This window comes from Thalassococcus sp. BH17M4-6, from assembly GCF_049323015.1.
Classification (GTDB): Bacteria; Pseudomonadota; Alphaproteobacteria; order Rhodobacterales; family Rhodobacteraceae; genus Puniceibacterium.
On the sequence record NZ_JBMPGU010000003.1, the window covers coordinates 16,062 to 40,537 of the forward strand.

Genomic DNA, 24,476 nt, shown 5'->3' on the forward strand with positions numbered 1-24,476 from the left:
GGGAACAGGCCCACTAGACCGGCCAATGTGGCAGGAATGTGGCAGCGCCTCAGCCGCCGATCCGGTCCAGCAGCGGGGCCAGCCCGCCCAGGTCCTCCAGGGTGTGGAATCGCGGGTGATCCGGCGCCTCGGCATGCTCAAGATCCCAGGCCAGATCATGCGGCACGAAGACCCCACGCGCACCGGCGTCGATGGCCGGGCGCACGTCGGATTTCATCGAATTGCCGATCATCATCGCCGCCTCGGCCCCGCCGGGACAGCCGCCGAAAATCCGCGCATAGGTGTCGGGCATCTTGTCCGACACGATTTCCACCGCGTCGAAAAGATCGCCCAGCCCCGATTGCGCCAGCTTGCGCTCCTGATGCAGCAGATCGCCCTTGGTGATCAGCACCAGACGGTGATCCCGTGCGGCCATCTCGACCGCCTCGCGGGCGTGGGGCAAAAGCTCGATCGGATGGGCCATCATCTCGCGCCCCGCCGCCAGCAGCTCCTGAATGACATGGTTCGGCGCCTTGCCGTCGGTCACCTCGATCGCGGTTTCGATCATCGACAGGACAAAGCCTTTCACCCCAAACCCGTAATGCCCGATGTTGCGCCGCTCGGCCTCGAGCAGGCGTCGGTCAAGCTGGTCGCGGGGGGCGGTTTCGGCCAGCAGTTCGGCGAATCGGTCCTGCGTCAGCTTGAAGAACCGTTCGTTGTGCCAAAGGGTATCATCGGCATCAAAGCCGATTGTCTGCAATTTCCGTGCCATTCTGCCCCCGCGCCCGACGACGCCCCTTTTCTCATTCCCGAGACAGGTTATATAACTCCTTCCACGGCAGAAAGACCTCAAGCCCCGGATGAGAATGACCGAACCCATGCAGATACGGCCCGCGCAGATCATCATGGCCGCGAAGCCCCCCGGCGATGGCGAGGGGGATGCCGGTGTCGTGCTCGAGACCAAGCCCAAGACAAAGCGCCCGCCGCTTTACAAGGTGCTGCTGCTCAACGACGATTACACGCCGATGGAATTCGTCGTGCATGTGCTGGAACGGTTCTTTGGCCTGAACCACGCGCAGGCCTTCGAAATCATGCTGACGGTGCACAAGAAAGGTGTCGCCGTCGTGGGCGTCTTCAGCCACGAGATCGCGGAAACCAAGGTCGGTCAGGTGATGGACTTCGCCCGCCGCCACCAGCACCCGCTGCAATGCACGATGGAAAAGGAATGATCCCGACGGATCGGCCCGGCCCCGTGCGGACAAGATAGACATGGCAACATCCCGACTGACCACGCTGCTGGACAACGGCACGCCGCGGCTGCCCGACACCGGGCGCATCCTGCTGCTGGGCCCGCAGGCCGACACCGATCTGTCGGCCCTGCCGCGCGACCGTTGCCACGTGGTCCAGACCTTTCGCCCCGATCACGACGCGCTGGCGGCGCGCGGATTCGACTGCGCCACCGCGCCCGACGGCCCCTATGCCGCGGCGGTGGTGTTCCTGCCCCGCGCGCGCGAACTGGGCCAGTCCTGGATCGCGCAGGCCTGCACGCTGACCGACGGACCGGTGGTGGTCGACGGGCAAAAGACCGACGGCATCGAATCGATGCTCAAGCACCTGCGCCCCCGTGTGGCGCTGGACGGGCAGATCTCCAAGGCGCATGGCAAGGCGTTCTGGTTCGGCTCTACCGACGCGCTGGCCGACTGGGCGGGCCCCGAAACTCTCGGGATCGACGGCGGCTGGCACACCGCCCCGGGGGTCTTTTCCGCCGATGGCGTCGATCCAGCCTCGCAGCTTCTGGCGGGCAGCCTGCCGCGCAAGCTGGGGCCCGCCGTCGCCGACCTGGGTGCGGGCTGGGGGTACCTTTCGGCGCGGATGCTCGAGCGGGACGATATCCAGACCCTGCACCTGGTCGAGGCCGATCACACCGCCCTCGACTGTGCGCGGCTGAACGTCACCGACGACCGCGCGCGCTTTCACTGGGCCGACGTGCCAGGCTGGGAATTTCCCGAACGGCTCGACGCCGTGGTGATGAACCCACCGTTTCACACCGGCCGCAAGGCCGACCCGGCATTGGGCCGCGCCTTCATCGCCGCCGCCGCGCGGATGCTGAAACCCACCGGTCAACTTTGGCTGGTGGCCAACCGGCACCTGCCCTACGAAACCGAGTTGGGCGAACGGTTCGCGCAGGTGACCGAAGCCGCGGGCGACAACCGGTTCAAGGTGCTGCAGGCGCAACGCCCCACTCGCGCCCGGCGCTGACTTGCGCTAGCCTTGGTCGTCGGACCGCCGATTTGTCGTAGCGAAGGACCTTTCCATGTCATTCTCCATCGAAGGCAAGACCGCCATCGTCACCGGTGCCGCCAATGGCGTCGGCCTCGCCATCGCGCGGCATTTCGCCCAGAAAGGCGCCAACGTGATGTTCGCCGACATGGACGAAGGCCGCCTGGCCAAGGAGGTGGGCCAGGTCAAGGAGGACACGACGATCCGCTATTTCGCGGGCGACCTGCGCGAACGGCTGACGCTGGCCAACCTGCTCTCCGCGACGCTCGATTCCTTCGACCGGGTCGATATCCTGGTCAACGGATCGCGCCAGCTTCTGACCTCGGAACCGCTGGATACCGATGACGACACGGTGGAAATGCTGCTGAACCAGAACCTGATGACTGCGATGCGGCTGACGCAGGTGGTGTCGAAACGGATGATCAAGCAGTCCGAAGGGCAGGACAGCGGCCAGGTCGGCGCGATCGTGAACCTGAGCTCGATCGCGGCGCGGCGCACCCACCCCGACCTCATGGCCTATTCGGTGTCCTGTGCCGCGCTCGACCAGATGACCCGGTCGATGGCGGTGGCACTGGCACCGCACCGCATCCGCGTCAACGCGCTGGCCTTCGGGTCGGTGATGTCCTCTAGCCTCAAGGACACGCTCAAGGATCATTCCGAATTCCGCAGCGACATCGAACAGCACACGCCGCTGTCGCGCATCGCCAGCCCGTCGGAGCTGGCCGAAGCGGTACAGTTCCTGTGTTCCGAAGCCGCCGGCTTTGTCACCGGGCAGATCATCACCGTGGACGGCGGCCGCACGCTGCTCGACCCGGTGACAGCCCCCGCGCACTGACCCCGCTCCTCAAGCCCTTGCGGCCTTTCCTCGCACCGGTTTGCGGTTGTCGGTCGCTGCGCAATCGCGCTACGACTGTCGCAGTTTGACAGGACACCCGTGATGACCGAAGACCTTGCCCCCGAAAAAGCCCGCGCCGCCGCATGGTTCCGCGAATTGCGCGACAACATCGTCGCCGCCTTCGAGGCGCTGGAAACCGATCACAGCGACGGGCCGCTGTCCGACTCGGCCCCGGGCCGGTTCGACGTGAGCGAAACCAGCCGCACCTCTGACGACGGCAGCGACGCGGGCGGCGGGCTGATGTCGGTGATGCGCGGCGGCCGGGTCTTCGAAAAGGTCGGCGTCAACATCTCGACCGTCTACGGCACCCTTGGCGAACGCGCGCAGATGGCCATGGCCGCGCGCAAGGGCATCCCCGGCATGAAGGACGACCCGCGGTTCTGGGCCAGCGGCATCAGCCTTGTGGCCCACATGCAGAACCCGCACGCCCCCGCCGTGCACATGAACACCCGCATGTTCTGGACCCCGCACGCCTGGTGGTTCGGCGGCGGGTCCGACCTCAACCCCTGCATCGAATATGCAGAGGACACGGCGCATTTCCACGCCACGCAAAAGGCCCACCTCGATCCGCACGGAGAGGATATCTATCCCCGGCTCAAGGACTGGGCGGACGAGTATTTCTACATCCCGCACCGCAAGCGCGCGCGCGGCGTCGGCGGCATCTTCATGGATGACCACTGCACCGGCGACTGGGAAGCGGATTTCAGCCTTACCCAAGATATTGGCCGCGCCTTCCTGCCCGCCTATGTGCCGCTGGTCGAGCAGCGCAAGGCTCAGGACTGGTCAGAGGCCGACAAGGACGCGCAGCTTGTGCATCGCGGCCTGTATGCGGAATACAACCTGGTCTACGACCGCGGTACGAAATTCGGGCTGGAAACCGGCCATGACGCCAACGCGGTGCTGATGAGCCTGCCGCCGCTGGCGAAATGGGTGTGACGGGCCGGGCGCGTCACACCTTTGTCGTGGGTGTCAGTGCACCGTCACCGGTGCCAGATCGTTCTGCCGCGCCAGCGAAAACGCCATGCTGCGTTCCGTGACCAGCGCCAGCCGTTCGCCATCGGCGCGGTGCACCGCATAAAGCAGTTCCTGATCCTCGACCTGCGCCTGCACCTCGTCCGGCAGATCGGCCACCAGAACCGGGCGCACGTAAACCAGACGCTCTTCGTCCTGTCCGGCGAAATTATACTTGGTCTGCATCGTCTAGCCCTTCCTTATCTGAATGGTCTGCACCACGGTTTCGGGTTTGTTCAGCGTCAGGTCCACGTGCAGCAGCCCGTTTTCCATCGTCGCCTCGCCCACCTCGACCCCCTCGGCCAGCACGAACGATCGCTGGAACTGCCGCGCGGCGATCCCCCGGTGCAGGAACACCCGGCCCGCGCCGTCGTCCTTGCTGCGCCCGCGGATCACCAACTGGCGGTCCTCGACCGTGATCGACAGATCGGCATCCGAAAACCCCGCCACCGCAAGGGTGATGCGATAGGAAAAATCCGAGGTTTGTTCGATATTGAAGGGAGGATACCCTTCGTTGCCGGATTTGGCGGTCCGCTCCAGCAACTGTTCAAGCTGTTCAAAGCCCAGCATATGGGGATAGGACCCCAGCGTCATCTTGGTCATCGACACGTCCTTTTTCACAAGCGACCGTCCGCAAAGGCCCCGTTCCGGCGGCCCTGCTCGGTTAATATGGGTGGTCGAATGCCGCTCTGCAAGGGCTTTGCCTGCCCCGCAGAAGGCGCTATCGTGGGCATTCGAACCCCCAAGCGGAAGCGCCAGACATGAACGCCCCCGGCGATATCTCGATGAAAACCGATGAGGTCCTCAGGGTCGAGCTCGAGGTGTTCCGCCACGAACACCGCGACCTCGATGAGGCGATCCGCGCCCTGCAGGAGCGCGGCACCGCAGATCAGCTGACCCTGCAGCGGCTGAAAAAGAAAAAGCTCTACCTCAAGGACAAGATCGCCCTGATCGAGGATCGCCTGACCCCCGACATCATCGCCTGAGCGCGGCTGCGCGGGCCTCGCCCCCGGCGTTTCATAAAAGACTTCAAGGACATACATGACCACAGAGCCTGTCAAAGTCGGCATCATCATGGGCAGCCAATCGGACTGGCCCACCATGAAAGAGGCCGCCGATCTGCTGGAGACGCTGGCCGTGCCGCACGAGGTGCGCATCGTGTCGGCCCACCGCACCCCGGACCGGCTGTGGAACTACGGCAAGACCGCCGTGGACCGCGGGCTTCAGGTCATCATCGCAGGGGCCGGGGGGGCCGCGCATCTGCCCGGCATGATGGCGTCGAAGACCCGTGTGCCGGTCATCGGCGTGCCGGTGCAGACGCGCGCGCTGTCGGGCGTCGACAGCCTGTATTCCATCCTGCAGATGCCGCGCGGCTTTCCGGTGGCGACCATGGCCATCGGGGCGGCGGGCGCGTCCAATGCCGCCCTCATGGCGGCGGGCATCCTGGCGCTGCAGGACGCAGGCCTGGCGCAACGCCTCGACACCTGGCGGGCGGAGCTTTCCGCGTCGATCCCCGATGAACCGGTGCGCGACTAGCCTCGCGCTTTGCGGTTTTACATCCCCCAAGGCGCGGCCTAGAACCCCCGGCAACCGCAGTTGCAGCAGGCAGGCAGACCCATGACGACACCCCTTCCCCCCGGCGCGACCATCGGCATCATCGGCGGCGGGCAGCTTGGCCGCATGCTCTCGGTCGCCGCCGCCCGGCTGGGCTACCGCAGCCACATATTCGAGCCCGGCGCCAACCCGCCCGCAGGCGATGTGGCCCACGCCGTGACCACCGCCGCCTATGACGACACCGACACGCTCAGGGCCTTTGCCGACGCCGTGGACGTGATCACCTACGAGTTCGAGAATATCCCGACCTCGGCGCTCGACCTGTTGCAGGATCTGCGCCCGATCCGCCCCGGGCGCGAGGCGCTGCGCGTGTCACAGGACCGGCTCACCGAAAAGCGGTTCCTGCAGGATCTGGGCCTGACCACCGCCCCCTTCGCCGATGTCCCCGATCGCGCCGCGCTGACCGCCGCCCTGGCCGACATCGGCGCGCCCGCGATCCTCAAGACCCGCCGCTTTGGCTATGACGGCAAGGGTCAGGCGCGGATCATGGCCGAGGCCGATGCCGACGCCGCCTTTGACGATCTCAAGGGCGCGCCGCTCATCCTCGAAGGCTTCGTCGACTTCAGCCACGAGGTGTCGGTGATCGCCGCGCGCGGCCTCGACGGGTCGGTCGCCTGTTTCGATCCGGGCGAGAATGTCCACGAAAGCGGCATCCTTCGCACCACCAAGGTCCCCGCCCGGCTGAGTGCATCGCAGCGCTCTGATGCCGTACTACTGGCGGCGCGCATCCTCAACGCGCTCGATTACGTGGGCGTTCTGGGGGTGGAGCTTTTCGTGACGCCGCAAGGCCTCGTAGTGAACGAGATCGCGCCGCGCGTGCACAATTCCGGTCACTGGACCCAGAACGGCTGCGCTGTCGACCAGTTCGAACAGCACATCCGCGCCATCACCGGCTGGCCCCTTGGCGACGGCACCCGGCATTCCGATGTGCGGATGGAGAACCTCATCGGCGACGATCTGGACCGCGTGCCCGATCTGGCGAAAACCGCCCATGCCGCGCTGCATCTTTACGGCAAGGCCGAGGTCAAGCCGGGCCGCAAGATGGGCCACGTGAACCACGTCAGCCCGGCGAAATAGCGAAGACGCCCAGCCGGGCGGAGGAGCGGCTCAGCCCAGCAGCCGCGCCCCCAGCGGCCCGGTGAGATAGGTGATCTCGCCGCGGGCAAAGCAGGCCGCGACCCGCTGCGTGTCGCGCTCCAGCACCAGCAGATCGGCGCACCGCCCGGGCACAAGCGCGCCGCGATCCTGCAGCCCCAGAACCGATGCCGGGCCAGATGCCAGCAGCGCCCAGGCCTGCGCCATCCCGGCCACGCCCAATTCCACGATGCGCTGCGCCGCGCGCAGCGGCGACGGATAGTGATAATCCGACGCCAGCGCCGTCACCAGCCCCGCCTCCACCAGGTCCAGGGCCGACACGTTGCCCTTGTGGCTCGCCCCGCGCACCAGGTTGGGCGCGCCCAGAATCACCGGCTCGCTCGCCGCCACCGCGGCCTCTGCCACCTCGGCGGTCTCGGGAAACTCCGCAATCACCACCCCGCGCCCGCGCCATGCCGCCCGCACCTCCGGCGTCGGGTCGTCGTGACTGCCCAGCCGCACACCCGTCTGCGCCAGCCGGGCGCACAACCCGTCCAAGGCCCCCGGCACCTCTGCCGCCCGCGATTCAAGCGCCAGCAGCATCTCGAAATGCGCGTCGGGATTGCGCCCGGCCTTGAGCGCCTGACCGGTCAGGCGCGGCGGGCGCCGCCCCTCGGCCAGCCGGTCGTGCGGCAGGTGATCGTTGAACACCACGTAAGGGATGGCAAAGCGCGCCACCGCCGCCTCGGCCCGGGCGTAGTCGTCCAGCAGATGCGTCTCGAGCCGCAGTTGCAGCCGCAGATCAGTGGCCACCGTCGGCGCGACCTCGGCCACGCTTTCAAACACATGCTCAGCAAACTCGGGGCCGCGCATCCCGCCTTCCCAGCTGAAGAACTGCGCGAGCACCGCCGTGGTGATGCCGTTGGCCGCCAGCTCCGCCGCGCAGGCGCGCACGCCGCTGCCCGCCTCGCGCAGCGCGCCCCGGCGCGGCGCCATGTGCCGCTCGAACCCGTCACCGTGCAGATCGACGATCCCCGGGAGCACATCGAACCCGGCCAGATCGACCCGCCGCCCGACCGGCGCATCGGCGATCACGCCACCCGAAATCGCCAGCGGCGCCGCATCCCAGCCCTCGGGCCGCAGCACACGGGCGCCGTCAAGGCAAAGCTCAATTCCCATCGGCCGCGTCGTCCTCGCACAGGCCAAAGACGCAGGCCACCTCGGCCCGGCTCAGCACGGTCGTCCAGTCAAGACGCCCGTCAAACCGCCCTTCCTCGAGAAACAGCAGCGTCTGCGCAATCGTCGCGGGGGCCTGCATTATGAAGGTATGCGTGACCGGCAGAATGATCTGCGATGTCATGCCCTCGACCCGCGTCGAGGCGACCGACACCTTGCCATCGTCCGGCCCCGGAATGAGCGTCGAATAGATCGGGTTGAGCGAGCGCGTGCCCGCCACCACCCCCAGTTCGAAATCCACCGGCGGCAGGCGCGCGGGCAGATCGTCGTCTCCGGTGCCCAGCTGTTGACCCGCCGGGCCGTTGATCCACTCGAACAGCTCCAGCCCGCCCAACTCGTCCACCAGTTCGCTGCCGTGGTTGGGCGGGGCCAGCATCACCACCCGGCCCAGGTTGGCCGGGCGCTGTTCGGCCAGCCAGACCCGCAGCAGGATGCCGCCCATGGAATGGGTGACGAAATGCACCCGGTCGTCGCCGCACTGCGCCACCGCCCCAGGCAGGGTTTCCTCGACCAGCGTCTGCACCCGCGCCGTTGTCGATGGATAGCCCGGCGCAACGGTGGTGTATCCGCGCGCCTCCAGCACCCGCGCCATCAGCGCGAACGACGCCTCTGTCCGCGCCAGCCCGTGCAGCAGGACGACGCAATCGGCCCGCGCCGGGGCGGCGGCCATCAGGAACAGAAGAAGGCTCAGCAGATAACGCATGCCGCTTGAGATAGGCCGCTTTCACCGCCTATGAAAGAGCGTCAAAGGGGGAATGCCGGGATATGACGCCTCGTCTTGCGGTTCGCGCGGTGCTGTTGCACGAAAACCGGCTGTTGCTGGTCAATGCCTACCCGGGTGGTCAAAGCGATCTGTGGTGCGCCCCCGGCGGCGGGGTCGAGCGTGGCGCGTCCCTGCCCGACAACCTGATGCGCGAGGTGTTTGAGGAAACCGGCCTGCGCATCGCCGTTGGCGCGCCCTGCCTTGTCAACGAATTCCACCAGCCCGACACCGGCTTTCACCAGGTCGATCTGTTCTTTCGCTGCACCCTGACGGGGGGCACGCTCAGCGACGACTGGCAGGATCCCGAGGCGGTGGTCGACCGCAGGCGCTGGTTCGACCGCCGGGCGCTTCAGGGCATTCGGCTCAAGCCCGACAGTCTGCCCGACATCGCCTGGGGCGATGGGGTTCACTACGATCCGCTGGAAACACTCGTCCGGTAGCGCCCAAAAGAAACGGGCGACCCCGACGGGCCGCCCGCTTTGATTGGTCCACCCCCTGCGATCAGCTGCGCGAGGGATAAATGCCCTGCGTCACCACGCAAAACTGGATCGGCAGCACCGGCTGCACGATCGAGAAGGGCTGGTTCCCGCCGTTGTTGAGCACGGTGGTCTGCACCTGCGTGGTCACTGTCCCCTCGATCAGGGTGCTGTCCAGATTACCGGTCGACGCATAGGCGTTGCCTTGCGCGAATTCACCGAACCGGTTGCCGTTGGGGCTGGGCGCATCTGTCGTGTTGGTGGTCGCATGCATGTTCGACACCGCCGTGCTCTGCGCCTGGTGGGTATGCGCGGGCATGGTCAGCTGGTTCAGCGTGACCATTTCCGTGCCGATCCTCTCGCCCTGGCGATAATTCGACAGGCCCGGCGCCTGGCCGGCGCTGACCGGAATGCGCCCGCGCAGATCGGGCAGCGCAAAGGTGGTTCGGCCATCGCCGCCGTACATCGTGCCATAAAGCGAGAAGAGTGCCGAATTCTCCGCGATCGACAAAAGCTGGCCATTTGCGGGCAGCGTGGCCCGCGGGCAGAAATTGCCGGCAAACGGCGTGATCTCGCCCAGGTAGGCCTCGGGGCCGGCCTGCGCCGCGGTGCCCGACATCATCGTGGCTGCGGCGGTCAGGGCGATGGCGGCGGCATGGGTGATTTTCGTGAACATCTTGGATTCCTTTGAGAAATAATCTGTCTTGGGTCCGGCCTGCGGACCGGTTGGAAAGGTCGGCAAACGGTCTATGACCGCGGCGGGAATAGCCCATACTGCGCAATGCAGTATTTCATCGCGATCGTCGGCTGGCGTAGGTTGATCGGCTGACCTCCCCCCGTCGGCAGGATCTGGGTCGTCACGGCTGTGCTCGCCGACCCCTGGGCCAGCGTCGCGGTCAGATCACCGGTCGACGCATAGGCGGGAAATGCGGGCAGTTCACCGATCCGGTTGCCCTGCGGGGCCTGCACATCGTTCAGCGTCGTCGTCGCCTTAAGCTCCGACGTGGCAGAGCTTTGCGCCATGTGGCTGTGCGACGGCAGGTCCAGCACGGTCAGCGTGTACTGCTCCCTGCCCTGACGCTGGCCTTCGCGATAGAACGCAAGGCCCGGCGCCTGGCCGACCGACACCGGCGCGATCCCGCGCAGGTCCGGCAGGCCGAAGGTCGTGCGGCCATCGCCGCCGTATGTCGTGCCCAGCAACGAAAACATGGCCTGGTTGCTGCTGATCGCCAGCAACTGCCCCTCGGCCGGCAGCCAGTTGCGCGGGCAGAAGTTGAACCCGACAAGCATGATGTCCGCGATGTAGGGTTGCGAGTCGGCCTTCGCCGCATCCGGCGACATCGACAGTACCGCCGCGCAGGTGGCGGCGAGTAACGTTGAAAATGGTCTCATGGATATCTCCTGATTCAAAAAAGGGCGAAAGACGCAACCTCTGCCTGTCAAATCACCCTGGATCACACCTTACTCAGCGTAAGCTTTCGCGCAAACCCTTCGTTTGGAAAAATTGTCCCGGCGTCCGCGCGCGGTCGCTCAGCGCCGCAGCCGAAGCACCGACAGCGCCACGCCGCCCAGCACCAGCGCTGCCGCCAGCACGAAATCCAGCGTCGGCACCTCGGCCAGAAAGACCAGCCCGCCCGCCAGCGCGATGACCGGAACGGTCAGCTGCGCCACCGCCGCGACGCTGGCCTGAAGGCGCGGCAGAATGCTGTACCACAGCGCATAGCCCAGCCCCGAGGTCACCGCGCCCGAGAGCACCGCCAGAATCACCCCCCGGTTGGTGGCGGGCACCGCATCCGGGGCCACCGGCGTCAGCAGCGCGATGATCACCGCAAAGGGCACCGCCAGCAGGAAATTCGCCGCCGTCGCCTGCAGCGGATCGGTTTCGCCCCGCCCGGTCAGCGAATAGACGCCCCAGCCGAACCCGGCGGCGGCCATCAGGGCGCCGTGCAGCGGGCTGACCACCGGCCCCGCGGCGGGCCAAAGCAGCCAGACCAGCCCGGCAAAGGCAATGCCCGCCCCCGCCAGCCGCCGCGCCGGGGGCCGCTCACCGCCGATCAGCGCGCCCGCGAACATGGTGATCTGCACCACGCCGAACAGGATCAGCGCCCCCACGCCGGCATCAAGCGACACGTAGGCGATTGAAAAACCGTAGATATACACCAGCAGCGCCACCACACCTACGGCCCGCCCCTTGCCGCCGATCCGCAGCCGCCCCCGCGTGGCCAGCGCCAGAACCGCCAGCGTCACCGCCCCCGCCACCAGCCGGACAAGCGCGAACCACAGCGCGTCGATATCCCCGCCCACCAACGCCATCCGGTTCAGAATGGAATTGGCGGCAAAGGCCAGCATGGTAAGGGCGGTCAACAGAAACAGGGCCATGCCGCGCAGTCTGCCCCGCCCGGTGGCCCGCCGAAAGCGCTATTTCGGAAACACGTCGCAACTGCCGGCCGCGTCTTGCAGCGGCGTCGCCGCCAGATACCAGCGCGGCATCACCTGCCAGCCGCCCGCCGCCGCCGCGTCGCGGGTCAGCAACAGATAACCATAGGCGCTGGCGGTCTGCGTCTCGGCCGCCATATCCGTACGGCCCAGAACGGTGCGCCCCGCGAAACTGGTCTTGCAACCGCGCAGCCCGTCCTCGTTCCGGGCAAAGGCGGGCAGACCGTCGGCATCCATCCGCACCCCGCCATGCCCCGCGATATGAACATCGCTGCGCACCGCATCGCCCAGCCCCACCGCCGTCAGCGACAGATGCTGGTAGAGGTGCTGATGCCCCGACAGCACCAGATCGGGCCAGCAATCGCCGCTGTCCGTGCACTCCCCGAGGGCCGCGTTGACGGCGGCCAGGTTGCTTTCGTCACCGATGTGCCGACGGCCGCCGAGGTTGTAATATTCGTTCTTCACCGGCGGGTAGTGGGTGACCCAGAGCTTGTCGCGCCCCGTCGTACCGGGCGCGTCATAGACGCCGCGCGTCTTGGCCAGAAAGGTGTTGGCGCTGTCGATCATCCAGACGGTGTAAGGCGCAAGCGATCCGTCGCGCGGCGCCACGGTAAAGGACCAGCTGTCAAGCGACATCCCCAGGCCCCAGGCCCCCGATCCGTCGCAGGACGCGATGCCTGTCGGCCCGAAAAGCGCCAGCCACCCCGCCCCGAACCATGCGGTGGCGCAGACCTCGTGATTGCCGCGCCCCGGCGCCAGCGGTGCGGCCAGCAGCAGCGGCTGCGCGGGCAGCAGGAATTCCTGGAACCAGTATTCCAGCCGCGCGGTGGCGCCCTTGCCGCTTTGCCAATAGCTCTCTTTCTCGAAATAGTAGTGGTAATCGCCGCCGTGCAGAACAAAATCCGGCGCCTGCGCCACCGCATCCCAAGAGTGGGCATTCAACGGCCAGGTCCAGTCAGGATTGCCCGGCTCTGCCTCGGGCGTGATCTTTGAACAGTCCTGCCAGAAACGGCTGCTGCGGTCGGTGCCGTCCTGCCCCCGGCAGCCGCTGTCGGACAGGAACACCGCCCGCAGCCCGCCCGGGGTCCGGCTGCCAAAAACCGCAGGCCCCGGCATCCGCGCCACCGGCGCGGGCTGGTCGTCATAGAAACGCGGATCGTGGTAAAGCGCCGCGTAGCTGCCGTTCAGCATCACGCCGATCTCGGCAGCCGCGGGGTCCAGCGCGGCGGTGCAAACCGTCGCCTCGTAGATCTGCGTGCGGTTGTCGGCCCAGCCGGACAGCGTTGCCCGTTGCCCGGGCGCGGCGCTGGCGCCGACAAGGGTCAGGCCGTCGGGGCGGCAGGCGTCGTCTGGCACCTTGTCCTTGGGATGATGCAGCACATACCGCAACTCGGTCACCGGCGCGGGCCCGGAGTGCTGCGCCGGGTCGGGCAGGATCTGCTGCCACATCGCCATGACCTGCAGACCGTCCAGATCCGGATCGGGCACATGGGCGATTGGCACGGTCTTGTCCGCCGCCTCTTCCGATGTCTGCGCCCAAAGCGGCGCGGCACAGGCCAGACCGGCCAGCAGGGTTACAATCTTTTGCATATCAATTCTCCAACAAATCCCGTTCAGGGTTTACCCAACCCGGTGGGTTGTCAAAGAAAAAGGGGCCGCCCGAAGGCAGCCCCCAAAGTCATCCAACCGGATGGCGTGATTTACATCATGCCGCCCATGCCGCCCATGTCGGGCATGCCGCCGGCACCGGCGCCGGCGCCTTCTTTCTGCGGCTTGTCGGCCACCATCGCTTCGGTGGTGATCAGCAGGCCGGCGATCGACGCCGCATCCTCAAGCGCGGTGCGCACGACCTTTGCGGGGTCGATGACGCCGAACTTGAACATGTCGCCATATTCGTCGGTCTGGGCGTTGTAGCCGAACTTCAGGTCTTCGCTTTCGCGGATCTTGCCCGCGACAACCGACCCGTCGACACCGGCGTTTTCGGCGATCTGACGCAGCGGCGCCTCGAGCGCCTTGCGCACGATGGCGATACCGGCGTTCTGGTCGCTGTTCACACCCTTGAGGTCGGCCAGCACCTTGGCACCCTGAACCAGGGCAACACCGCCACCGACGACAACACCTTCCTGCACAGCAGCGCGGGTTGCGTTCAGCGCGTCATCGACACGGTCCTTGCGCTCTTTCACTTCGGTCTCGGTCATGCCGCCAACGCGGATCACGGCCACGCCGCCTGCAAGTTTCGCAACACGCTCCTGCAGCTTTTCGCGGTCGTAATCAGAGGTGGTTTCCTCGATCTGGGTGCGAATCTGCGACACGCGTGCCTCGATCTCGGCCTTTTCGCCAGCGCCGTCGACGATGGTGGTCTCATCCTTGGTGATCGACACTTTCTTGGCCGAACCCAGCATGTCCATGGTGACGTTTTCCAGCTTCATGCCCAAGTCTTCGGAGATGACCTGACCGCCGGTGAGGATCGCGATGTCCTGCAGCATGGCCTTGCGGCGATCGCCGAAGCCCGGTGCCTTGACGGCTGCGATCTTCAGACCGCCGCGCAGCTTGTTGACCACGAGGGTCGCCAGCGCTTCGCCTTCGACGTCTTCGGCGATGATCAGCAGCGGCTTCTGGCTCTGGATCACCGACTCGAGCAGCGGAACCATCGGCTGCAGCGACGACAGTTTCTTTTCGTGCAGCAGGATCATGCAGTCATCGAGATCTGCAATCATCTTGTCGGCGTTGGTCACGAAATAGGGGCTCAGGTAGCCGCGGTCGAACTGCATGCCTTCGACGACATCGGTCTCGGTCTCGAGGCCCTTGTTCTCTTCGACGGTGATGACACCCTCGTTGCCGACCTTCTGCATCGCATCCGCGATCTGACGGCCGATTTCGGTTTCGCCGTTGGCCGAAATGGTGCCGACCTGCGCGACTTCGGCGCTGTCGTTGACCGGGCGTGCGGCGGATTTGATCGCTTCGACGACCTTGGCGGTGGCCAGGTCGATGCCGCGCTTGAGGTCCATCGGGTTCATGCCGGCGGCAACAGACTTCATGCCTTCCTTGACGATGGCCTGGGCCAGCACGGTCGCGGTGGTGGTGCCGTCACCGGCTTCGTCGTTGGTGCGGGAAGCGACTTCCTTCACCATCTGCGCGCCCATGTTCTCGAACTTGTCTTCCAGTTCGATCTCCTTGGCGACAGACACACCGTCCTTGGTGATGCGAGGGGAGCCGAACGACTTGTCCAGAACCACGTTGCGGCCCTTGGGGCCGAGGGTCACCTTGACCGCATCAGCGAGGATGTTCACGCCTTTCAGCATGCGCGAACGGGCGTCGGTATTGAATTTCACGTCCTTGGCAGACATTTGGATATCTCCTGTATTTCGGTTATCGGGTCAGAGGGAACGGTCGCTCAGGCGGCTTTGGCCGCAGCGTCGTCCTCGATGATGCCCAGAATGTCGCTCTCTTTCATGATCAGCAGCTCTTCGCCGTCGACCGTGACTTCGGTGCCGGACCACTTGCCGAACAGAACCTTGTCACCTGCGGACACGGCCATTTCGATCAGCTCACCGGAGTCCTTGCGTGCGCCTTCACCACAGGCCACAACGATGCCCTCTGCGGGCTTCTCTTTCGCGCTGTCGGGAATGATCAGACCACCCTTGGTCTTTTCGTCACTTTCCACACGACGGACCAGCACGCGGTCATGAAGCGGTTTGAATGCCATCTTCGAGTCTCTCCTAGCTCAAAGTTTCCATGGCCCCCCGTCTTCGGCAGGGCCGTTAGCACTCACCCTGGCCGAGTGCTAACGGCGCATAGGTATGGATCGGCCTCTACCCTGTCAACATGAGAATGCGCAAAAATCTTTGCCGGCTTTTTGCCAGGCGATTTGTGGCCCTTCGCCCCGCCCGGCACGCCGCCTTTTCCCCAGGTCACGCGCAAATTCCGCACGCCCGCCGGAACCAGACCGATCACTGAAAGGTTACCCTTGCAAATGTCATAGACTATAGAACGGAAGAGAGACAGAAATGAGCACAGTAATGAAGGTCGTCCTGGCCATCGTCGCGGTCCTGGTCATCGTATTCGGCTTTTACATGGTCGACGTGGATGTGACCGACGAAGGCGCGCTGCCCGATGTGGACGTGTCGGTCGACGGCGGCGAAATGCCCGAACTGGACGCCGATGTCGGCTCGGTCGACGTGGGCACCGAAACCGAACAGGTCACCGTGCCTGATGTCGATGTGGACGTGAGCACCGAAGAGGCCGACGTCGAAGTGCCGACCATCTCGGTCAATCCGCCCGAAGACGACAACAATTGATCCTGCCGGTTTGATCCGGACAGCAGTCAGTTCAACCCCCGTGCCCTTCACCGGCGCGGGGGTTCTTCGTCAGGGATCGGATGCCTCCTCCCAACTGTCGGCCCAATGCACCAGCCCGGCGCGCCCGGTGTCGGTCAGCGCGTAGATGCCTTTCTCCACCCGCTCGAACCAGCCGTAATGATTGTCCGCCATGATCCGCGTGGCGGGTTTCACCCCCACCGCCTTTGCAACCGTCGCGCCCTTGCTGGGTCCCTGTTCGGCCAGGTAGGCGGCGCAGCGCAGCGCGTCCTGCCGGTAACCCGTGACGATGCCATAACGCGTCGCCCCCCCGTCGTTGGGATCGCCGCGCAGACGCTCGAATTCGCGCAGCAGCCGGGCCTGCGCCTTGCGGTTCTTGCGCGGTGCGTAGGGCCCCGGATCGCACAGCACCTCGACCTTGCCGTCGCCACGCACGGTGATGAAACCCAGACCCAGCCGCCGACAAAGCGCCAGATTGTCCTTGAGCGCGCGTTTTGCCTGCGCGCCGGTGGGCCGGGGCACCGCGATATAGACCAGATCGGATAGCGCCTGCCGCGCCACCGCCTGGTGAAACAGCGCGAGCGTGAGCCGCAGCTTCAACTCCACGATCACCGGTTCCTCGCCGCCGCGCGTCGCCACGAGATCGGCCTTGCCGACCTCGCCCTTGACCACATAGCCCTGGCGCTGCAGCAGCGCCTTCACCGGCGCATAAAGTTCGCTTTCCCGTTGCATCGCCGGTATCCTTGCGCGCCCGATTGCGGCATACAAGCCCGGCAATGTCCCCACCCTGACGGAGCGTCGAAGATGCGTCTTTTGCCCCTTGTTCTGTTTACCCTGTCCATCGCCACCTCGGCGGCCGCCTCCTGCGGCGGCACCGATCTGCGCACCACCCTGTCCACGGCCGAGCGGCAGGAGCTGGACGCGGCAGTGGCCGACACCCCCTTTCCCAATGGCAACCACTGGCGCGCCACGCGGGGCGACGCGATCATCCACCTGATCGGTACGGTGCATCTGGACGATCCGCGCCTCGACGGGCCCGAGGCGCAGGTGCGCCCGGTGATCGAGGGTGCGGGCAAGCTGCTTCTGGAAATGACCCCGGCGGACGAAAAGGCGCTGCAGCGCGACCTGACCAGCAATCCCGACATGCTGCTGCTCACCGACACGACGCTGCCCGAACTGATGGACGACGCGGCGTGGGAGGCGCTGGCCGAGGCGGTCGCGGCGCGCGGCATCCCGCCCTTCATGGCTGCCAAGTTCCAGCCCTGGTACCTGTCGATGCTGCTGGGCATTCCGCCCTGCGCCGCCGCGACCCTAACCGAGGGCCGCGGACTCGACAAACGGCTCTCCGACATCGCCGAGGCGGCGGATGTGCCGATGGCCCCGCTCGAGGATTACCGGACGGTATTCGCCGTCTTCGCAAGTGCGCCGCTGGAGGAACAGGTGAGGATGATGGAATCGGCGATCATCGACACCCAGATGTCAGAAGACATGTTCGCCACGATCATCTCGAGCTACATGGACGAATCCACCGCCGAGGGGTGGGAGGTCATGCGGCTGCTGTCGTACCGTGCGTCGCCCCTGCCCGAGGCCGAGATCGACGCGGCGTTCGACAGCATGGAAGAGCTTCTGCTGATCCAGCGCAACCGCGACTGGATCCCGGTGATCCTGGACGCTGCCGGGCCCGAGCCCATCGTGGTGGCGGCGGGTGCCGCACATTTTCCCGGCAAGAACGGCGTGCTGGCGCTGCTCGAAGCCGAAGGCTTTGCCATCAAACGCCAGCCCTTCTGATCCGCGACGACGCCCGCACGGGGCGGAGGAGCGCCTCCTCGGCCCCTGCGGCGCCTCCTCGGATCAGGCGGCGAGCCCCCGCCCTTTCAAAAGCGCCTCGACCCCCGGCATCCGGCCGCGGAACTTGAGGTATAGCTCCTCGGCCTCTGCCGATCCGCCCGCCGACAGGATGAACTCCTCCAGCTTTGCCGCCGTGCCCTCGTCAAAGACCGATCCCGCCTCCTCGAAGGCGGCAAAGGCATCCGCATCCATCACCTCGGACCACATGTAGCTGTAGTATCCGCTGGAATATCCGTCCCCGGCAAAGACATGCGCGAAATGCGGCGTCGCATGGCGCATGGTGATCGCCTCGGGCATGCCAATCCCGTCCAGGATCTCTGCCTGCCGGGCCATCACATCCTCGGGCGGCGCGCCGTCGTGAAACTCCAAATCCACCAGCGCCGACGCCACGTATTCCACCGTCTGGAACCCCATGTCGAAGGTCGCGGCCTTCAGCACCTTGTCCAGCAGCGCCTTTGGCATCGGCGCGCCGGTTTCGGCATGGGTGGCGAATTCCGCCAGCACCTCGGGCACCTCGAGCCAGTGTTCGTAAAGCTGGCTGGGCAGTTCGACAAAGTCCCGCGCCACCGACGTGCCTGACACCGATCCAAACTCCACATCCGACAGGATCTGGTGCAGCGCATGGCCGAATTCGTGAAAAAGCGTGCGCGCGTCGTCATAGGACAGAAGCGCCGGTTCCCCCTTCGGCGGCTTGGCGAAATTGCACACGTTGATCACGATCGGCGTCTCGACCCGCGGCCGCCTGGCCTGGCTGCGCATGGCCGAACACCAGGCACCCGAGCGTTTCGAGGCGCGCGCGAAGTAATCCCCGATGAAAACCGCCAGATGCTGGCCGTCCCGCAGCACCTCCCAGACCCGGCAATCGGGGTGATAGGCCGCCACATCGAGCTTGCGGAACTCCAGTCCGAAAAGCCGCGTGGCACAGGCGAACGCCGCATCGATCATCCGGTCGAGCTGGAGATAGGGCTTCAGCTCCGCCTCATCCAGATCGTGCAGCGCCCGCCGCCGCTTGTCCGCGTAATAGCGCCAGTCCCAGGGCTGCAACGGCCCGTTCACGCCGTCGTCCTGCAGCATCTGCTGCATCTCTTCGGCATCCGCCAGCGCCTGCGCCCGCGCCGGGGTCCAGACCTGCATCAGCAGATCGCGCACCTTGTCGGGTGTGCCCGCCATCTCGGTCTCGAGCTTGTAGGCCGCGAAATTCTCGTACCCCAGCAGCTTCGCGCGTTCCTCGCGCAGGCGCAGCACCTCGGCGGCGATGGCGCGGTTGTCGGTGTCGTCGCCATTGGCGCCGCGCGCGGTCCAGGCGCGCCACGCGGCTTCGCGCAGATCGCGGCGCGGCGAGAATTGCAGGAACGGCACGATCAGCGAACGTGACAGCGTCACCACCGGCCCGTCCTGCCCCAGATCCTCGCCCGCGGACCGCGCCGCCGCGCGCACGAAGTCGGGCAGGCCCTCCAGATCGTCCTCGCTCAGCGCCATGTGCCATCCCGCCTCGTCCGCCAGCAGGTTCTGCGTGAACTGCGTGCCCAGCACGGCAAGCCGCGATTTCACCTCTTTCATTCGCGCCGCCTCATCCCCGGTCAGCGCCGCACCCGCGCGCACGAAACCGCGGTGCGTGAGCATCAGCACCCGGGCTTCTTCGTCCGAAAGGTCCAGCGTCTCGCGCCGCTCCCACAGGTCGCGCACCCGGGCAAAAAGCGCCTCGTTGCCATAGATCGCCGAGGAATGCGCCGACAGCTTGGGCGAGAAATCGCGCTGCAGGGCCTGACGTGCCGGGTTCGTATGGGCGCCGGCCAGCGAAAAGAACACCGACAGCACCTTGTCCAGATCCTCGCCCGCGCCTTCCATCGCCTCGATCGTGTTGGCAAAGGTGGCGGGTTCGGGATTGTCGGCGATCGCCGCGATCTCTTTCAGATGCGTGTCCAGCGCCGCATCCAGCGCCGGGGCGAAATCGTCGTCGGAAATGCGGTCGAAGGGGGCGATCCGGAAGGGTGTGTCCCAGTCGGTCAAAAGCGGATTTGTCATGCAGGCTCTCCTTTGCCGCAATAGCTATGTGCCCGGACCGGCGGTTGCAATCGCGGGCCTGCGCCCTTTGCCGCTTTCAGGGCGTGCGCCGCATCCGCGTCTCGAGCCTGCGCAGCGCCAGCGACAGGCCGATGGTCATGGTCAGGTAGATCAGCGCCACCACGTTGTAGGTCTCGAAATACCGGAAATTGCCCGCCGCCGTGACCTTGCCCAGTTGTGTCACATCCAGCACGCCGAGCACCGACACGAGAGAGCTGTCCTTGATCATCGCGATGAAATCATTGCCGAGTGGCGGCAGGATCGTCTTGATCGCCTGCGGAAAAACCACCAGCCTGAATTTCTGCCAGGGGCTGAGGCCAAGCGCATTCGCCGCCTCGATCTGGCCCGGATCCACCGACAGAAGGCCCGCGCGAAACACCTCGGCAATGAAGGCGGAATAGCCGATCATCAAAGCAATGATCGCGCGCCAGAGGAGCGAGAATTCCCGCGTTCGGATCGGCTCGATCCCCACGGCCCCCAGCACCCAGTTGCGCAGTTCCACGAGGGCGGGCGCCAGCACGAAGGCCACGTAAAGCAGCAGCACAAGCATCGGCACCCCGCGCACCACCTCGGTGTAGAACCGCGCCACCTGCCGCAGGATCAGTGATTTTGACAGCGACATCAGCGCGATGATCAGCCCCAGACCGGCAGCCAGCGCGAACCCCACCAGCGTGACGAAGACCGTGACCTGCACCCCACGCAAGAGCGTGCCAAGGATCTGTGCGTGCAGATCGTCGGCGATGACCCGCCAGAACAGCCAAAGGCCGATCCCCGCGACGGCCAGAAGCCACCACGGAAAATCGCCCTTGCCGGGACGTTCAGGCCCCATGCCGCGCCATCGCGGGTGTCGTAGGGTGGGTTTTCAACCCACCGCCCCGCGTGCCGTTATCCGCCAACCTTGAAATCCAGGAACCACTTGGTGTTGAGCGCATCAATGGTGCCGTCGTCCTTCATGTCGGCGATGGCGGCGTTGATCGGCTCCACCAGGTCCGAGCCCTTGGGGAAGATGAAGCCGAAATCCTCGGTCCCGAGCTTGTTGCCCACGATCTTGAGCGCGCCGTCGCTGGCCTCCACATAGCCGGCACCCGCCGTGCCATCGGTCAGCACAAGATCGACATCGCCGGTGCGCAGCGCCTGCACGCCCGCGCCGAAGGTTTCAAACAGCTTGATCCGCGGATTGCCCTCGTCGCCGTCCAGCACCTCGTAGACGCCGACGTAAAACGGGGTCGTGCCAGGCTGGGCGGCCATCAGCAGGTCTGGATCAGCGGCAAAGCCTGTCGCATCGCTGAACCGGTCTTCGTCGCCGCGCACCAGCATCACCATTTCCGACCGCATGTAGGGCTCTGAAAAGTCGACCTTTTCGGCACGGTCCTCGCGGATGGTGATGCCGGTCATGCCCATGTCGAACTGACCTTCGCTGACCGCGGGGATCATCGCGTCCCAGCTGATGTTTTCATAGACCACGGTGATGTTGATCCGCTCCGCGATCTCGGCCATGGCGTCGTATTCCCAGCCCACCGCATCGCCGGTGCCGGGTTCGATGAACTGAAGCGGCGGATAGGCGTTTTCGGTCGCCACGACGACCTCTTGCCCGTCCAGATCGGGCAGGTGACCGCCCGCAAACGCCGATGTCGCCGCGACCGCCGCCGCCGCCGTCCAGATCGCCAGATGTTTCATGTCACTCTCCCCTGATCATGCTGTCGCCCGCAGTATGGCGCGGGCAGCGGCGCGCGCAAGCCTCAGCCGCCGCAGACCGGGCAATCGGCGCGCCGCCTGAGCGCGATCTTCCGGGTCTCGCCCCAAAGTGCGTCATAGATCAGCATCTCGCCCCGCAGAGGCTGGCCCGCATCGCTCAAGAGCTTCACCGCTTCGACCGCCATCATCGCACCCACCACGCCCGGAAGCGGCCCCAGCACGCCTGCTTCGGCGCAGGACGGGGCAAGTCCGTCGGCGGGGGCCTGCGGGAAAATGCACTGATAACAAGGCGCGCCGCCGGCGGGATCGAAGACGCTCAGCTGCCCTTCCCACTGGCTGAGCGCGCCCGACACCAGCGGTTTGCCCAGGGCGGCGGCGGTGCGGTTGGCCAGATATCGGCTGTCGAAATTGTCGGTCCCGTCCAGGATCACGTCATAGTCGGCAAACAGATCGGCGGCGATGTCGTCGGTCAGCCGCCGATGATAGGGCTGCACCGTCACATGCGGGTTCTGCGCCCGCATCGCGGCCTGCGCGGAAAAAACCTTGGGCATGCCGATGTCGCGGTCGCGGTGGATCACCTGGCGCTGCAGGTTGGCATTCTCGACCGTGTCGTCGTCGATCACCCCGATGGTGCCCACCCCAGCCGCCGCGAGATACTGCAGCGCAGGCGCGCCCAGCCCGCCCGCACCGATCACCAGCACGCGGCCCTGGTGCAGTTTTTTCTGACCCTGACCGCCCAGTTCGCGCAGCACGATGTGGCGGGCATAGCGCTCCAGCTCGGCCTCGCTGAACCGGCCGGGCTGCGGCGGCGGGGCCTCTGCCGCCTCTTTCGCCCGCGCCCGTGCCCGCAGCTTGCCCAGGCCAAAGCGGTAGATCAGCACCAGCACCGCGCCGCCGCCCAGCAGCAGCCAGAGCGCGGCCGATTCGCCGGTCGCCATGCGGATCGGATGGCCGTAGGGCAGCACCAGATGCAGACCCAGGACCGCGACATATAGCAGCCCGATCATGTAAAGCCGCGCCTGACGCGGCGCGCCCATCAGATGCCCGACGCCCCACAAGAGCGCAGCCAGAAACAACACCAGCAGCATCAGCTCACCCCTGTGGAGCCAAAGCCCCCGCCGCCGCGCGCGGTGTCCGGCAGCGCCTCGACCGTGGCGAAATCGGCCCGCAGGACCGGGGCCAGAACCATCTGCGCGATGCGCATCCCATGCGCGATCACGAACGGGTCAGAGCCTGCGTTCATGACGATCACCCCCAGGGGGCCGCGATAATCGGCGTCGATGGTGCCGGGGCTGTTGGGCAGGATGATCCCGTGCTTCAGCGCCAGACCGGAGCGGGGCCGGATCTGCACCTCGTACCCGTCGGGAATGGCCAGCCGCAGCCCCGTGGGCACCAGTGCCCGCGCCCCCGGGTCAAGCACCAGCCGCCCGCGATCGGGCAGGTTGGCCCGCAGATCCGCGCCCGCCGCGCCCGCGCTGGCATAGGCCGGCAGCCCCAGCGACCGGTCCGCACCGTCATCCCACATGACCTGCAACGTGACCACGCTCAGCCCTTTCCCAGCGCATCCGCGATGCGCGCCGCCAGCCGGGTCGCCACCACGTCCTTGCCCGCACGGTCCCAGACCTCGGCGCCGGCGTCGCTGATCAGGGTCACGGCGTTTTCGGTTCCGCCCATGATGCCGGTGGCGGGGCTCACGTCATTCGCGACGATCCAGTCGCAGCCCTTGCGCACCCGCTTGGCCGTGGCGTTGGCGACCACATCGTCGGTTTCCGCCGCAAAGCCCACCACCAGCTTGGGCCGCCCGGTCCCCAGTTGCGACACCTCGGCCAGAATGTCGGGATTTTCGGCGAATTGCAGCGTCGGCAGGGTTCCGGCGACCTTCTTGATCTTCGAGCGTGAGTCACCGACCACGTGCCAGTCCGCCACGGCGGCGGCAAAGACAGCGGCGTCGGCCGGCAGGGCCGCCATCACCGCGTCGCGCATCTGCCGTGCGGTCTGGACCCTGACGACCGCGACGCCGTCGGGCGGCGGCACGCCGGCGGGGCCGGTGACAAAAGTGACCTCGGCCCCCAGTACCGCCAGCGCGCGGGCAATTGCGCTGCCCTGCGCGCCCGACGACCGGTTGGCGATATAGCGTACCGGGTCGATGGGTTCATGCGTGGGCCCGGATGTCACCAGCACCCGGCGGCCCTGCAATGGGCCCTGCCCCAGCGCCGCCTCGACCCCCGCGACAATTTCCAGCGGCTCGGACATGCGCCCGGGGCCGTATTCGCCACAGGCCATATCGCCTTCGTTCGGGCCGACGACCCGCACGCCGTCGCCCCTGAGCGTGGCCAGGTTGCGCTGCGTGGCGGCGTGTTCCCACATCCGCACGTTCATCGCGGGGGCGATCAGCACCGGCGTATCCGTGGCCAGCAGCAGGGTCGTCGCCAGATCGCCCGCCAGCCCCTGCGCCATCTTCGCCATTAGATCCGCCGTCGCGGGGGCCACGACCACCAGATCCGCCACGCGGCTAAGCTGGATATGCCCCATCTCGGCCTCGTCGGTCAGATCGAAAAGCTCGGTGTAGACCTTTTCGCCCGCCAGCGCCGAGACCGACAGGGGGGTGACGAACTGCGCGGCCGCCGCGGTCAGCACGGGCGTTACCGCAGCACCGCGTTCACGCAGCCGCCGGATCAGGTCCAGCGCCTTGTAAGCGGCGATGCCGCCACCGATGATCAGAAGTATCCGCTTGCCCGAAAGCATGGCCGCCCCTTTGGTCCGCTGCCCTGCGCCAGTGTTACGCCCGG

The 24,476-nt window shown here is 66.3% G+C and carries 28 protein-coding genes; 10 read left to right on the top strand and 18 right to left on the bottom strand.

Features of this window, described 5'->3' with window-relative positions; all coding sequences use genetic code 11:
• Positions 1–49: 49 nt before the first annotated feature.
• Entirely contained in the window at positions 50–751 is a 702-nt protein-coding gene (locus ACOXXX_RS04885; RefSeq protein ID WP_422825436.1) for an HAD family hydrolase, read from the bottom strand.
• Positions 752–884: 133 nt separating this feature from the next.
• Here ACOXXX_RS04885 and clpS point away from each other — a divergent pair, with 133 nt between their 5' ends.
• The 4 genes from clpS (at position 885) to hemF (ending at position 4,090) form a co-directional block, all read left to right on the top strand.
• A complete protein-coding gene (clpS, locus tag ACOXXX_RS04890; RefSeq protein WP_422825818.1) occupies positions 885–1,208 on the top strand; it encodes an ATP-dependent Clp protease adapter ClpS in 324 nt (107 codons plus the stop codon).
• 40 nt (positions 1,209–1,248) lie between these two features.
• On the top strand, positions 1,249–2,238 hold the full coding sequence (locus tag ACOXXX_RS04895) for a class I SAM-dependent methyltransferase (protein ID WP_422825437.1): 990 nt from the start codon (positions 1,249–1,251) through the stop codon (positions 2,236–2,238).
• Positions 2,239–2,293: 55 nt separating this feature from the next.
• A complete protein-coding gene (locus tag ACOXXX_RS04900; RefSeq protein ID WP_422825438.1) occupies positions 2,294–3,094 on the top strand; it encodes an SDR family NAD(P)-dependent oxidoreductase in 801 nt (266 codons plus the stop codon).
• 102 nt (positions 3,095–3,196) lie between these two features.
• A complete protein-coding gene (hemF, locus tag ACOXXX_RS04905) occupies positions 3,197–4,090 on the top strand; it encodes an oxygen-dependent coproporphyrinogen oxidase (RefSeq protein ID WP_422825439.1) in 894 nt (297 codons plus the stop codon).
• 33 nt (positions 4,091–4,123) lie between these two features.
• Here the strand turns inward: hemF and ACOXXX_RS04910 are convergent, their stop codons facing one another.
• Positions 4,124–4,351, bottom strand: a complete 228-nt coding sequence (locus ACOXXX_RS04910) for a DUF1150 family protein (RefSeq protein WP_422825440.1) — start codon at positions 4,349–4,351, stop codon at positions 4,124–4,126.
• A 3-nt stretch (positions 4,352–4,354) separates the two neighbouring features.
• Positions 4,355–4,768, bottom strand: a complete 414-nt coding sequence (locus tag ACOXXX_RS04915) for an Hsp20 family protein (RefSeq protein ID WP_422825441.1) — start codon at positions 4,766–4,768, stop codon at positions 4,355–4,357.
• A 158-nt stretch (positions 4,769–4,926) separates the two neighbouring features.
• On the opposite strand from ACOXXX_RS04915, the gene ACOXXX_RS04920 reads away from it, so the two are divergent.
• The 3 genes from ACOXXX_RS04920 (at position 4,927) to ACOXXX_RS04930 (ending at position 6,856) form a co-directional block, all read left to right on the top strand.
• Complete coding sequence (locus tag ACOXXX_RS04920) at positions 4,927–5,151, top strand: YdcH family protein (RefSeq protein WP_422825442.1); 225 nt, start codon at positions 4,927–4,929, stop codon at positions 5,149–5,151.
• Positions 5,152–5,206: 55 nt separating this feature from the next.
• On the top strand, positions 5,207–5,701 hold the full coding sequence (gene purE / locus ACOXXX_RS04925; protein WP_422825443.1) for a 5-(carboxyamino)imidazole ribonucleotide mutase: 495 nt from the start codon (positions 5,207–5,209) through the stop codon (positions 5,699–5,701).
• Positions 5,702–5,782: 81 nt separating this feature from the next.
• Positions 5,783–6,856 (top strand): 5-(carboxyamino)imidazole ribonucleotide synthase, encoded by a 1,074-nt coding sequence (locus ACOXXX_RS04930; protein WP_422825444.1) that lies wholly within the window; start codon positions 5,783–5,785, stop codon positions 6,854–6,856.
• A gap of 30 nt (positions 6,857–6,886) precedes the next feature.
• On the opposite strand, the gene ACOXXX_RS04935 is transcribed toward ACOXXX_RS04930, so the two are convergent.
• Together ACOXXX_RS04935 and ACOXXX_RS04940 are read right to left on the bottom strand one after the other, a co-directional pair.
• Complete coding sequence (locus ACOXXX_RS04935; protein ID WP_422825445.1) at positions 6,887–8,032, bottom strand: alpha-D-ribose 1-methylphosphonate 5-triphosphate diphosphatase; 1,146 nt, start codon at positions 8,030–8,032, stop codon at positions 6,887–6,889.
• Positions 8,022–8,792, bottom strand: coding sequence for an esterase/lipase family protein (locus ACOXXX_RS04940; RefSeq protein WP_422825446.1), 771 nt, complete (start codon positions 8,790–8,792; stop codon positions 8,022–8,024). Before ACOXXX_RS04940 ends, ACOXXX_RS04935 begins: the two co-directional genes overlap by 11 nt.
• Positions 8,793–8,854: 62 nt before the next feature.
• On the opposite strand from ACOXXX_RS04940, the gene ACOXXX_RS04945 reads away from it, so the two are divergent.
• A complete protein-coding gene (locus ACOXXX_RS04945) occupies positions 8,855–9,292 on the top strand; it encodes an NUDIX domain-containing protein (protein WP_422825447.1) in 438 nt (145 codons plus the stop codon).
• A 61-nt stretch (positions 9,293–9,353) separates the two neighbouring features.
• Here ACOXXX_RS04945 and ACOXXX_RS04950 read toward each other — a convergent pair whose 3' ends face one another.
• From ACOXXX_RS04950 to ACOXXX_RS04975, 6 genes are all read right to left on the bottom strand, one after another.
• A complete protein-coding gene (locus ACOXXX_RS04950; protein WP_422825448.1) occupies positions 9,354–10,004 on the bottom strand; it encodes a phage tail protein in 651 nt (216 codons plus the stop codon).
• A gap of 71 nt (positions 10,005–10,075) precedes the next feature.
• Positions 10,076–10,720 (bottom strand): phage tail protein, encoded by a 645-nt coding sequence (locus tag ACOXXX_RS04955; RefSeq protein ID WP_422825449.1) that lies wholly within the window; start codon positions 10,718–10,720, stop codon positions 10,076–10,078.
• A gap of 138 nt (positions 10,721–10,858) precedes the next feature.
• Positions 10,859–11,707 (bottom strand): DMT family transporter, encoded by an 849-nt coding sequence (locus tag ACOXXX_RS04960; RefSeq protein ID WP_422825450.1) that lies wholly within the window; start codon positions 11,705–11,707, stop codon positions 10,859–10,861.
• Positions 11,708–11,746: 39 nt separating this feature from the next.
• Positions 11,747–13,354 (bottom strand): metallophosphoesterase, encoded by a 1,608-nt coding sequence (locus ACOXXX_RS04965; protein ID WP_422825451.1) that lies wholly within the window; start codon positions 13,352–13,354, stop codon positions 11,747–11,749.
• A 110-nt stretch (positions 13,355–13,464) separates the two neighbouring features.
• On the bottom strand, positions 13,465–15,111 hold the full coding sequence (groL, locus tag ACOXXX_RS04970; protein ID WP_422825452.1) for a chaperonin GroEL: 1,647 nt from the start codon (positions 15,109–15,111) through the stop codon (positions 13,465–13,467).
• 47 nt (positions 15,112–15,158) lie between these two features.
• Positions 15,159–15,470: a co-chaperone GroES gene (locus tag ACOXXX_RS04975; protein ID WP_422825453.1), complete on the bottom strand. Its 312-nt coding sequence runs from the start codon at positions 15,468–15,470 to the stop codon at positions 15,159–15,161.
• Positions 15,471–15,771: 301 nt separating this feature from the next.
• Here ACOXXX_RS04975 and ACOXXX_RS04980 point away from each other — a divergent pair, with 301 nt between their 5' ends.
• Positions 15,772–16,062, top strand: coding sequence for a hypothetical protein (locus tag ACOXXX_RS04980; RefSeq protein ID WP_422825454.1), 291 nt, complete (start codon positions 15,772–15,774; stop codon positions 16,060–16,062).
• Between the two features lie 69 nt (positions 16,063–16,131).
• On the opposite strand, the gene ACOXXX_RS04985 is transcribed toward ACOXXX_RS04980, so the two are convergent.
• Complete coding sequence (locus ACOXXX_RS04985; protein WP_422825455.1) at positions 16,132–16,812, bottom strand: DUF2161 domain-containing phosphodiesterase; 681 nt, start codon at positions 16,810–16,812, stop codon at positions 16,132–16,134.
• 72 nt (positions 16,813–16,884) lie between these two features.
• On the opposite strand from ACOXXX_RS04985, the gene ACOXXX_RS04990 reads away from it, so the two are divergent.
• Entirely contained in the window at positions 16,885–17,868 is a 984-nt protein-coding gene (locus ACOXXX_RS04990; RefSeq protein WP_422825456.1) for a TraB/GumN family protein, read from the top strand.
• Positions 17,869–17,931: 63 nt separating this feature from the next.
• Here the strand turns inward: ACOXXX_RS04990 and ACOXXX_RS04995 are convergent, their stop codons facing one another.
• From ACOXXX_RS04995 to coaBC, 6 genes are all read right to left on the bottom strand, one after another.
• A complete protein-coding gene (locus ACOXXX_RS04995) occupies positions 17,932–19,953 on the bottom strand; it encodes a M3 family metallopeptidase (protein WP_422825457.1) in 2,022 nt (673 codons plus the stop codon).
• Between the two features lie 76 nt (positions 19,954–20,029).
• A complete protein-coding gene (locus tag ACOXXX_RS05000) occupies positions 20,030–20,821 on the bottom strand; it encodes an amino acid ABC transporter permease (RefSeq protein ID WP_422825458.1) in 792 nt (263 codons plus the stop codon).
• Between the two features lie 56 nt (positions 20,822–20,877).
• On the bottom strand, positions 20,878–21,669 hold the full coding sequence (locus ACOXXX_RS05005) for a transporter substrate-binding domain-containing protein (RefSeq protein WP_422825459.1): 792 nt from the start codon (positions 21,667–21,669) through the stop codon (positions 20,878–20,880).
• A gap of 62 nt (positions 21,670–21,731) precedes the next feature.
• Positions 21,732–22,775 carry a HesA/MoeB/ThiF family protein gene (locus ACOXXX_RS05010; RefSeq protein WP_422825460.1) on the bottom strand — a complete coding sequence of 348 codons (1,044 nt, stop codon included), beginning with the start codon at positions 22,773–22,775 and terminating at the stop codon, positions 21,732–21,734.
• Positions 22,775–23,212, bottom strand: a complete 438-nt coding sequence (gene dut, locus ACOXXX_RS05015; RefSeq protein ID WP_422825819.1) for a dUTP diphosphatase — start codon at positions 23,210–23,212, stop codon at positions 22,775–22,777. The genes ACOXXX_RS05010 and dut overlap by 1 nt, the downstream gene beginning before the upstream one ends.
• Positions 23,213–23,232: 20 nt before the next feature.
• Positions 23,233–24,432: a bifunctional phosphopantothenoylcysteine decarboxylase/phosphopantothenate--cysteine ligase CoaBC gene (gene coaBC, locus ACOXXX_RS05020; RefSeq protein ID WP_422825461.1), complete on the bottom strand. Its 1,200-nt coding sequence runs from the start codon at positions 24,430–24,432 to the stop codon at positions 23,233–23,235.
• Positions 24,433–24,476 lie beyond the last annotated feature (44 nt).

Bases quoted from the DNA above. Each gene is read 5' to 3' on its own strand.
- ACOXXX_RS04885 (WP_422825436.1), bottom strand. From the start codon at position 751: ATGGCACGGAAATTGCAGACAATCGGCTTTGATGCCGATGATACCCTT.
- clpS (WP_422825818.1), top strand. From the start codon at position 885: ATGGCCGCGAAGCCCCCCGGCGATGGCGAGGGGGATGCCGGTGTCGTG.
- ACOXXX_RS04895 (WP_422825437.1), top strand. From the start codon at position 1,249: ATGGCAACATCCCGACTGACCACGCTGCTGGACAACGGCACGCCGCGG.
- ACOXXX_RS04900 (WP_422825438.1), top strand. From the start codon at position 2,294: ATGTCATTCTCCATCGAAGGCAAGACCGCCATCGTCACCGGTGCCGCC.
- hemF (WP_422825439.1), top strand. From the start codon at position 3,197: ATGACCGAAGACCTTGCCCCCGAAAAAGCCCGCGCCGCCGCATGGTTC.
- ACOXXX_RS04910 (WP_422825440.1), bottom strand. From the start codon at position 4,351: ATGCAGACCAAGTATAATTTCGCCGGACAGGACGAAGAGCGTCTGGTT.
- ACOXXX_RS04915 (WP_422825441.1), bottom strand. From the start codon at position 4,768: ATGACCAAGATGACGCTGGGGTCCTATCCCCATATGCTGGGCTTTGAA.
- ACOXXX_RS04920 (WP_422825442.1), top strand. From the start codon at position 4,927: ATGAACGCCCCCGGCGATATCTCGATGAAAACCGATGAGGTCCTCAGG.
- purE (WP_422825443.1), top strand. From the start codon at position 5,207: ATGACCACAGAGCCTGTCAAAGTCGGCATCATCATGGGCAGCCAATCG.
- ACOXXX_RS04930 (WP_422825444.1), top strand. From the start codon at position 5,783: ATGACGACACCCCTTCCCCCCGGCGCGACCATCGGCATCATCGGCGGC.
- ACOXXX_RS04935 (WP_422825445.1), bottom strand. From the start codon at position 8,032: ATGGGAATTGAGCTTTGCCTTGACGGCGCCCGTGTGCTGCGGCCCGAG.
- ACOXXX_RS04940 (WP_422825446.1), bottom strand. From the start codon at position 8,792: ATGCGTTATCTGCTGAGCCTTCTTCTGTTCCTGATGGCCGCCGCCCCG.
- ACOXXX_RS04945 (WP_422825447.1), top strand. From the start codon at position 8,855: ATGACGCCTCGTCTTGCGGTTCGCGCGGTGCTGTTGCACGAAAACCGG.
- ACOXXX_RS04950 (WP_422825448.1), bottom strand. From the start codon at position 10,004: ATGTTCACGAAAATCACCCATGCCGCCGCCATCGCCCTGACCGCCGCA.
- ACOXXX_RS04955 (WP_422825449.1), bottom strand. From the start codon at position 10,720: ATGAGACCATTTTCAACGTTACTCGCCGCCACCTGCGCGGCGGTACTG.
- ACOXXX_RS04960 (WP_422825450.1), bottom strand. From the start codon at position 11,707: ATGGCCCTGTTTCTGTTGACCGCCCTTACCATGCTGGCCTTTGCCGCC.
- ACOXXX_RS04965 (WP_422825451.1), bottom strand. From the start codon at position 13,354: ATGCAAAAGATTGTAACCCTGCTGGCCGGTCTGGCCTGTGCCGCGCCG.
- groL (WP_422825452.1), bottom strand. From the start codon at position 15,111: ATGTCTGCCAAGGACGTGAAATTCAATACCGACGCCCGTTCGCGCATG.
- ACOXXX_RS04975 (WP_422825453.1), bottom strand. From the start codon at position 15,470: ATGGCATTCAAACCGCTTCATGACCGCGTGCTGGTCCGTCGTGTGGAA.
- ACOXXX_RS04980 (WP_422825454.1), top strand. From the start codon at position 15,772: ATGAGCACAGTAATGAAGGTCGTCCTGGCCATCGTCGCGGTCCTGGTC.
- ACOXXX_RS04985 (WP_422825455.1), bottom strand. From the start codon at position 16,812: ATGCAACGGGAAAGCGAACTTTATGCGCCGGTGAAGGCGCTGCTGCAG.
- ACOXXX_RS04990 (WP_422825456.1), top strand. From the start codon at position 16,885: ATGCGTCTTTTGCCCCTTGTTCTGTTTACCCTGTCCATCGCCACCTCG.
- ACOXXX_RS04995 (WP_422825457.1), bottom strand. From the start codon at position 19,953: ATGACAAATCCGCTTTTGACCGACTGGGACACACCCTTCCGGATCGCC.
- ACOXXX_RS05000 (WP_422825458.1), bottom strand. From the start codon at position 20,821: ATGGGGCCTGAACGTCCCGGCAAGGGCGATTTTCCGTGGTGGCTTCTG.
- ACOXXX_RS05005 (WP_422825459.1), bottom strand. From the start codon at position 21,669: ATGAAACATCTGGCGATCTGGACGGCGGCGGCGGCGGTCGCGGCGACA.
- ACOXXX_RS05010 (WP_422825460.1), bottom strand. From the start codon at position 22,775: ATGCTGCTGGTGTTGTTTCTGGCTGCGCTCTTGTGGGGCGTCGGGCAT.
- dut (WP_422825819.1), bottom strand. From the start codon at position 23,212: ATGTGGGATGACGGTGCGGACCGGTCGCTGGGGCTGCCGGCCTATGCC.
- coaBC (WP_422825461.1), bottom strand. From the start codon at position 24,432: ATGCTTTCGGGCAAGCGGATACTTCTGATCATCGGTGGCGGCATCGCC.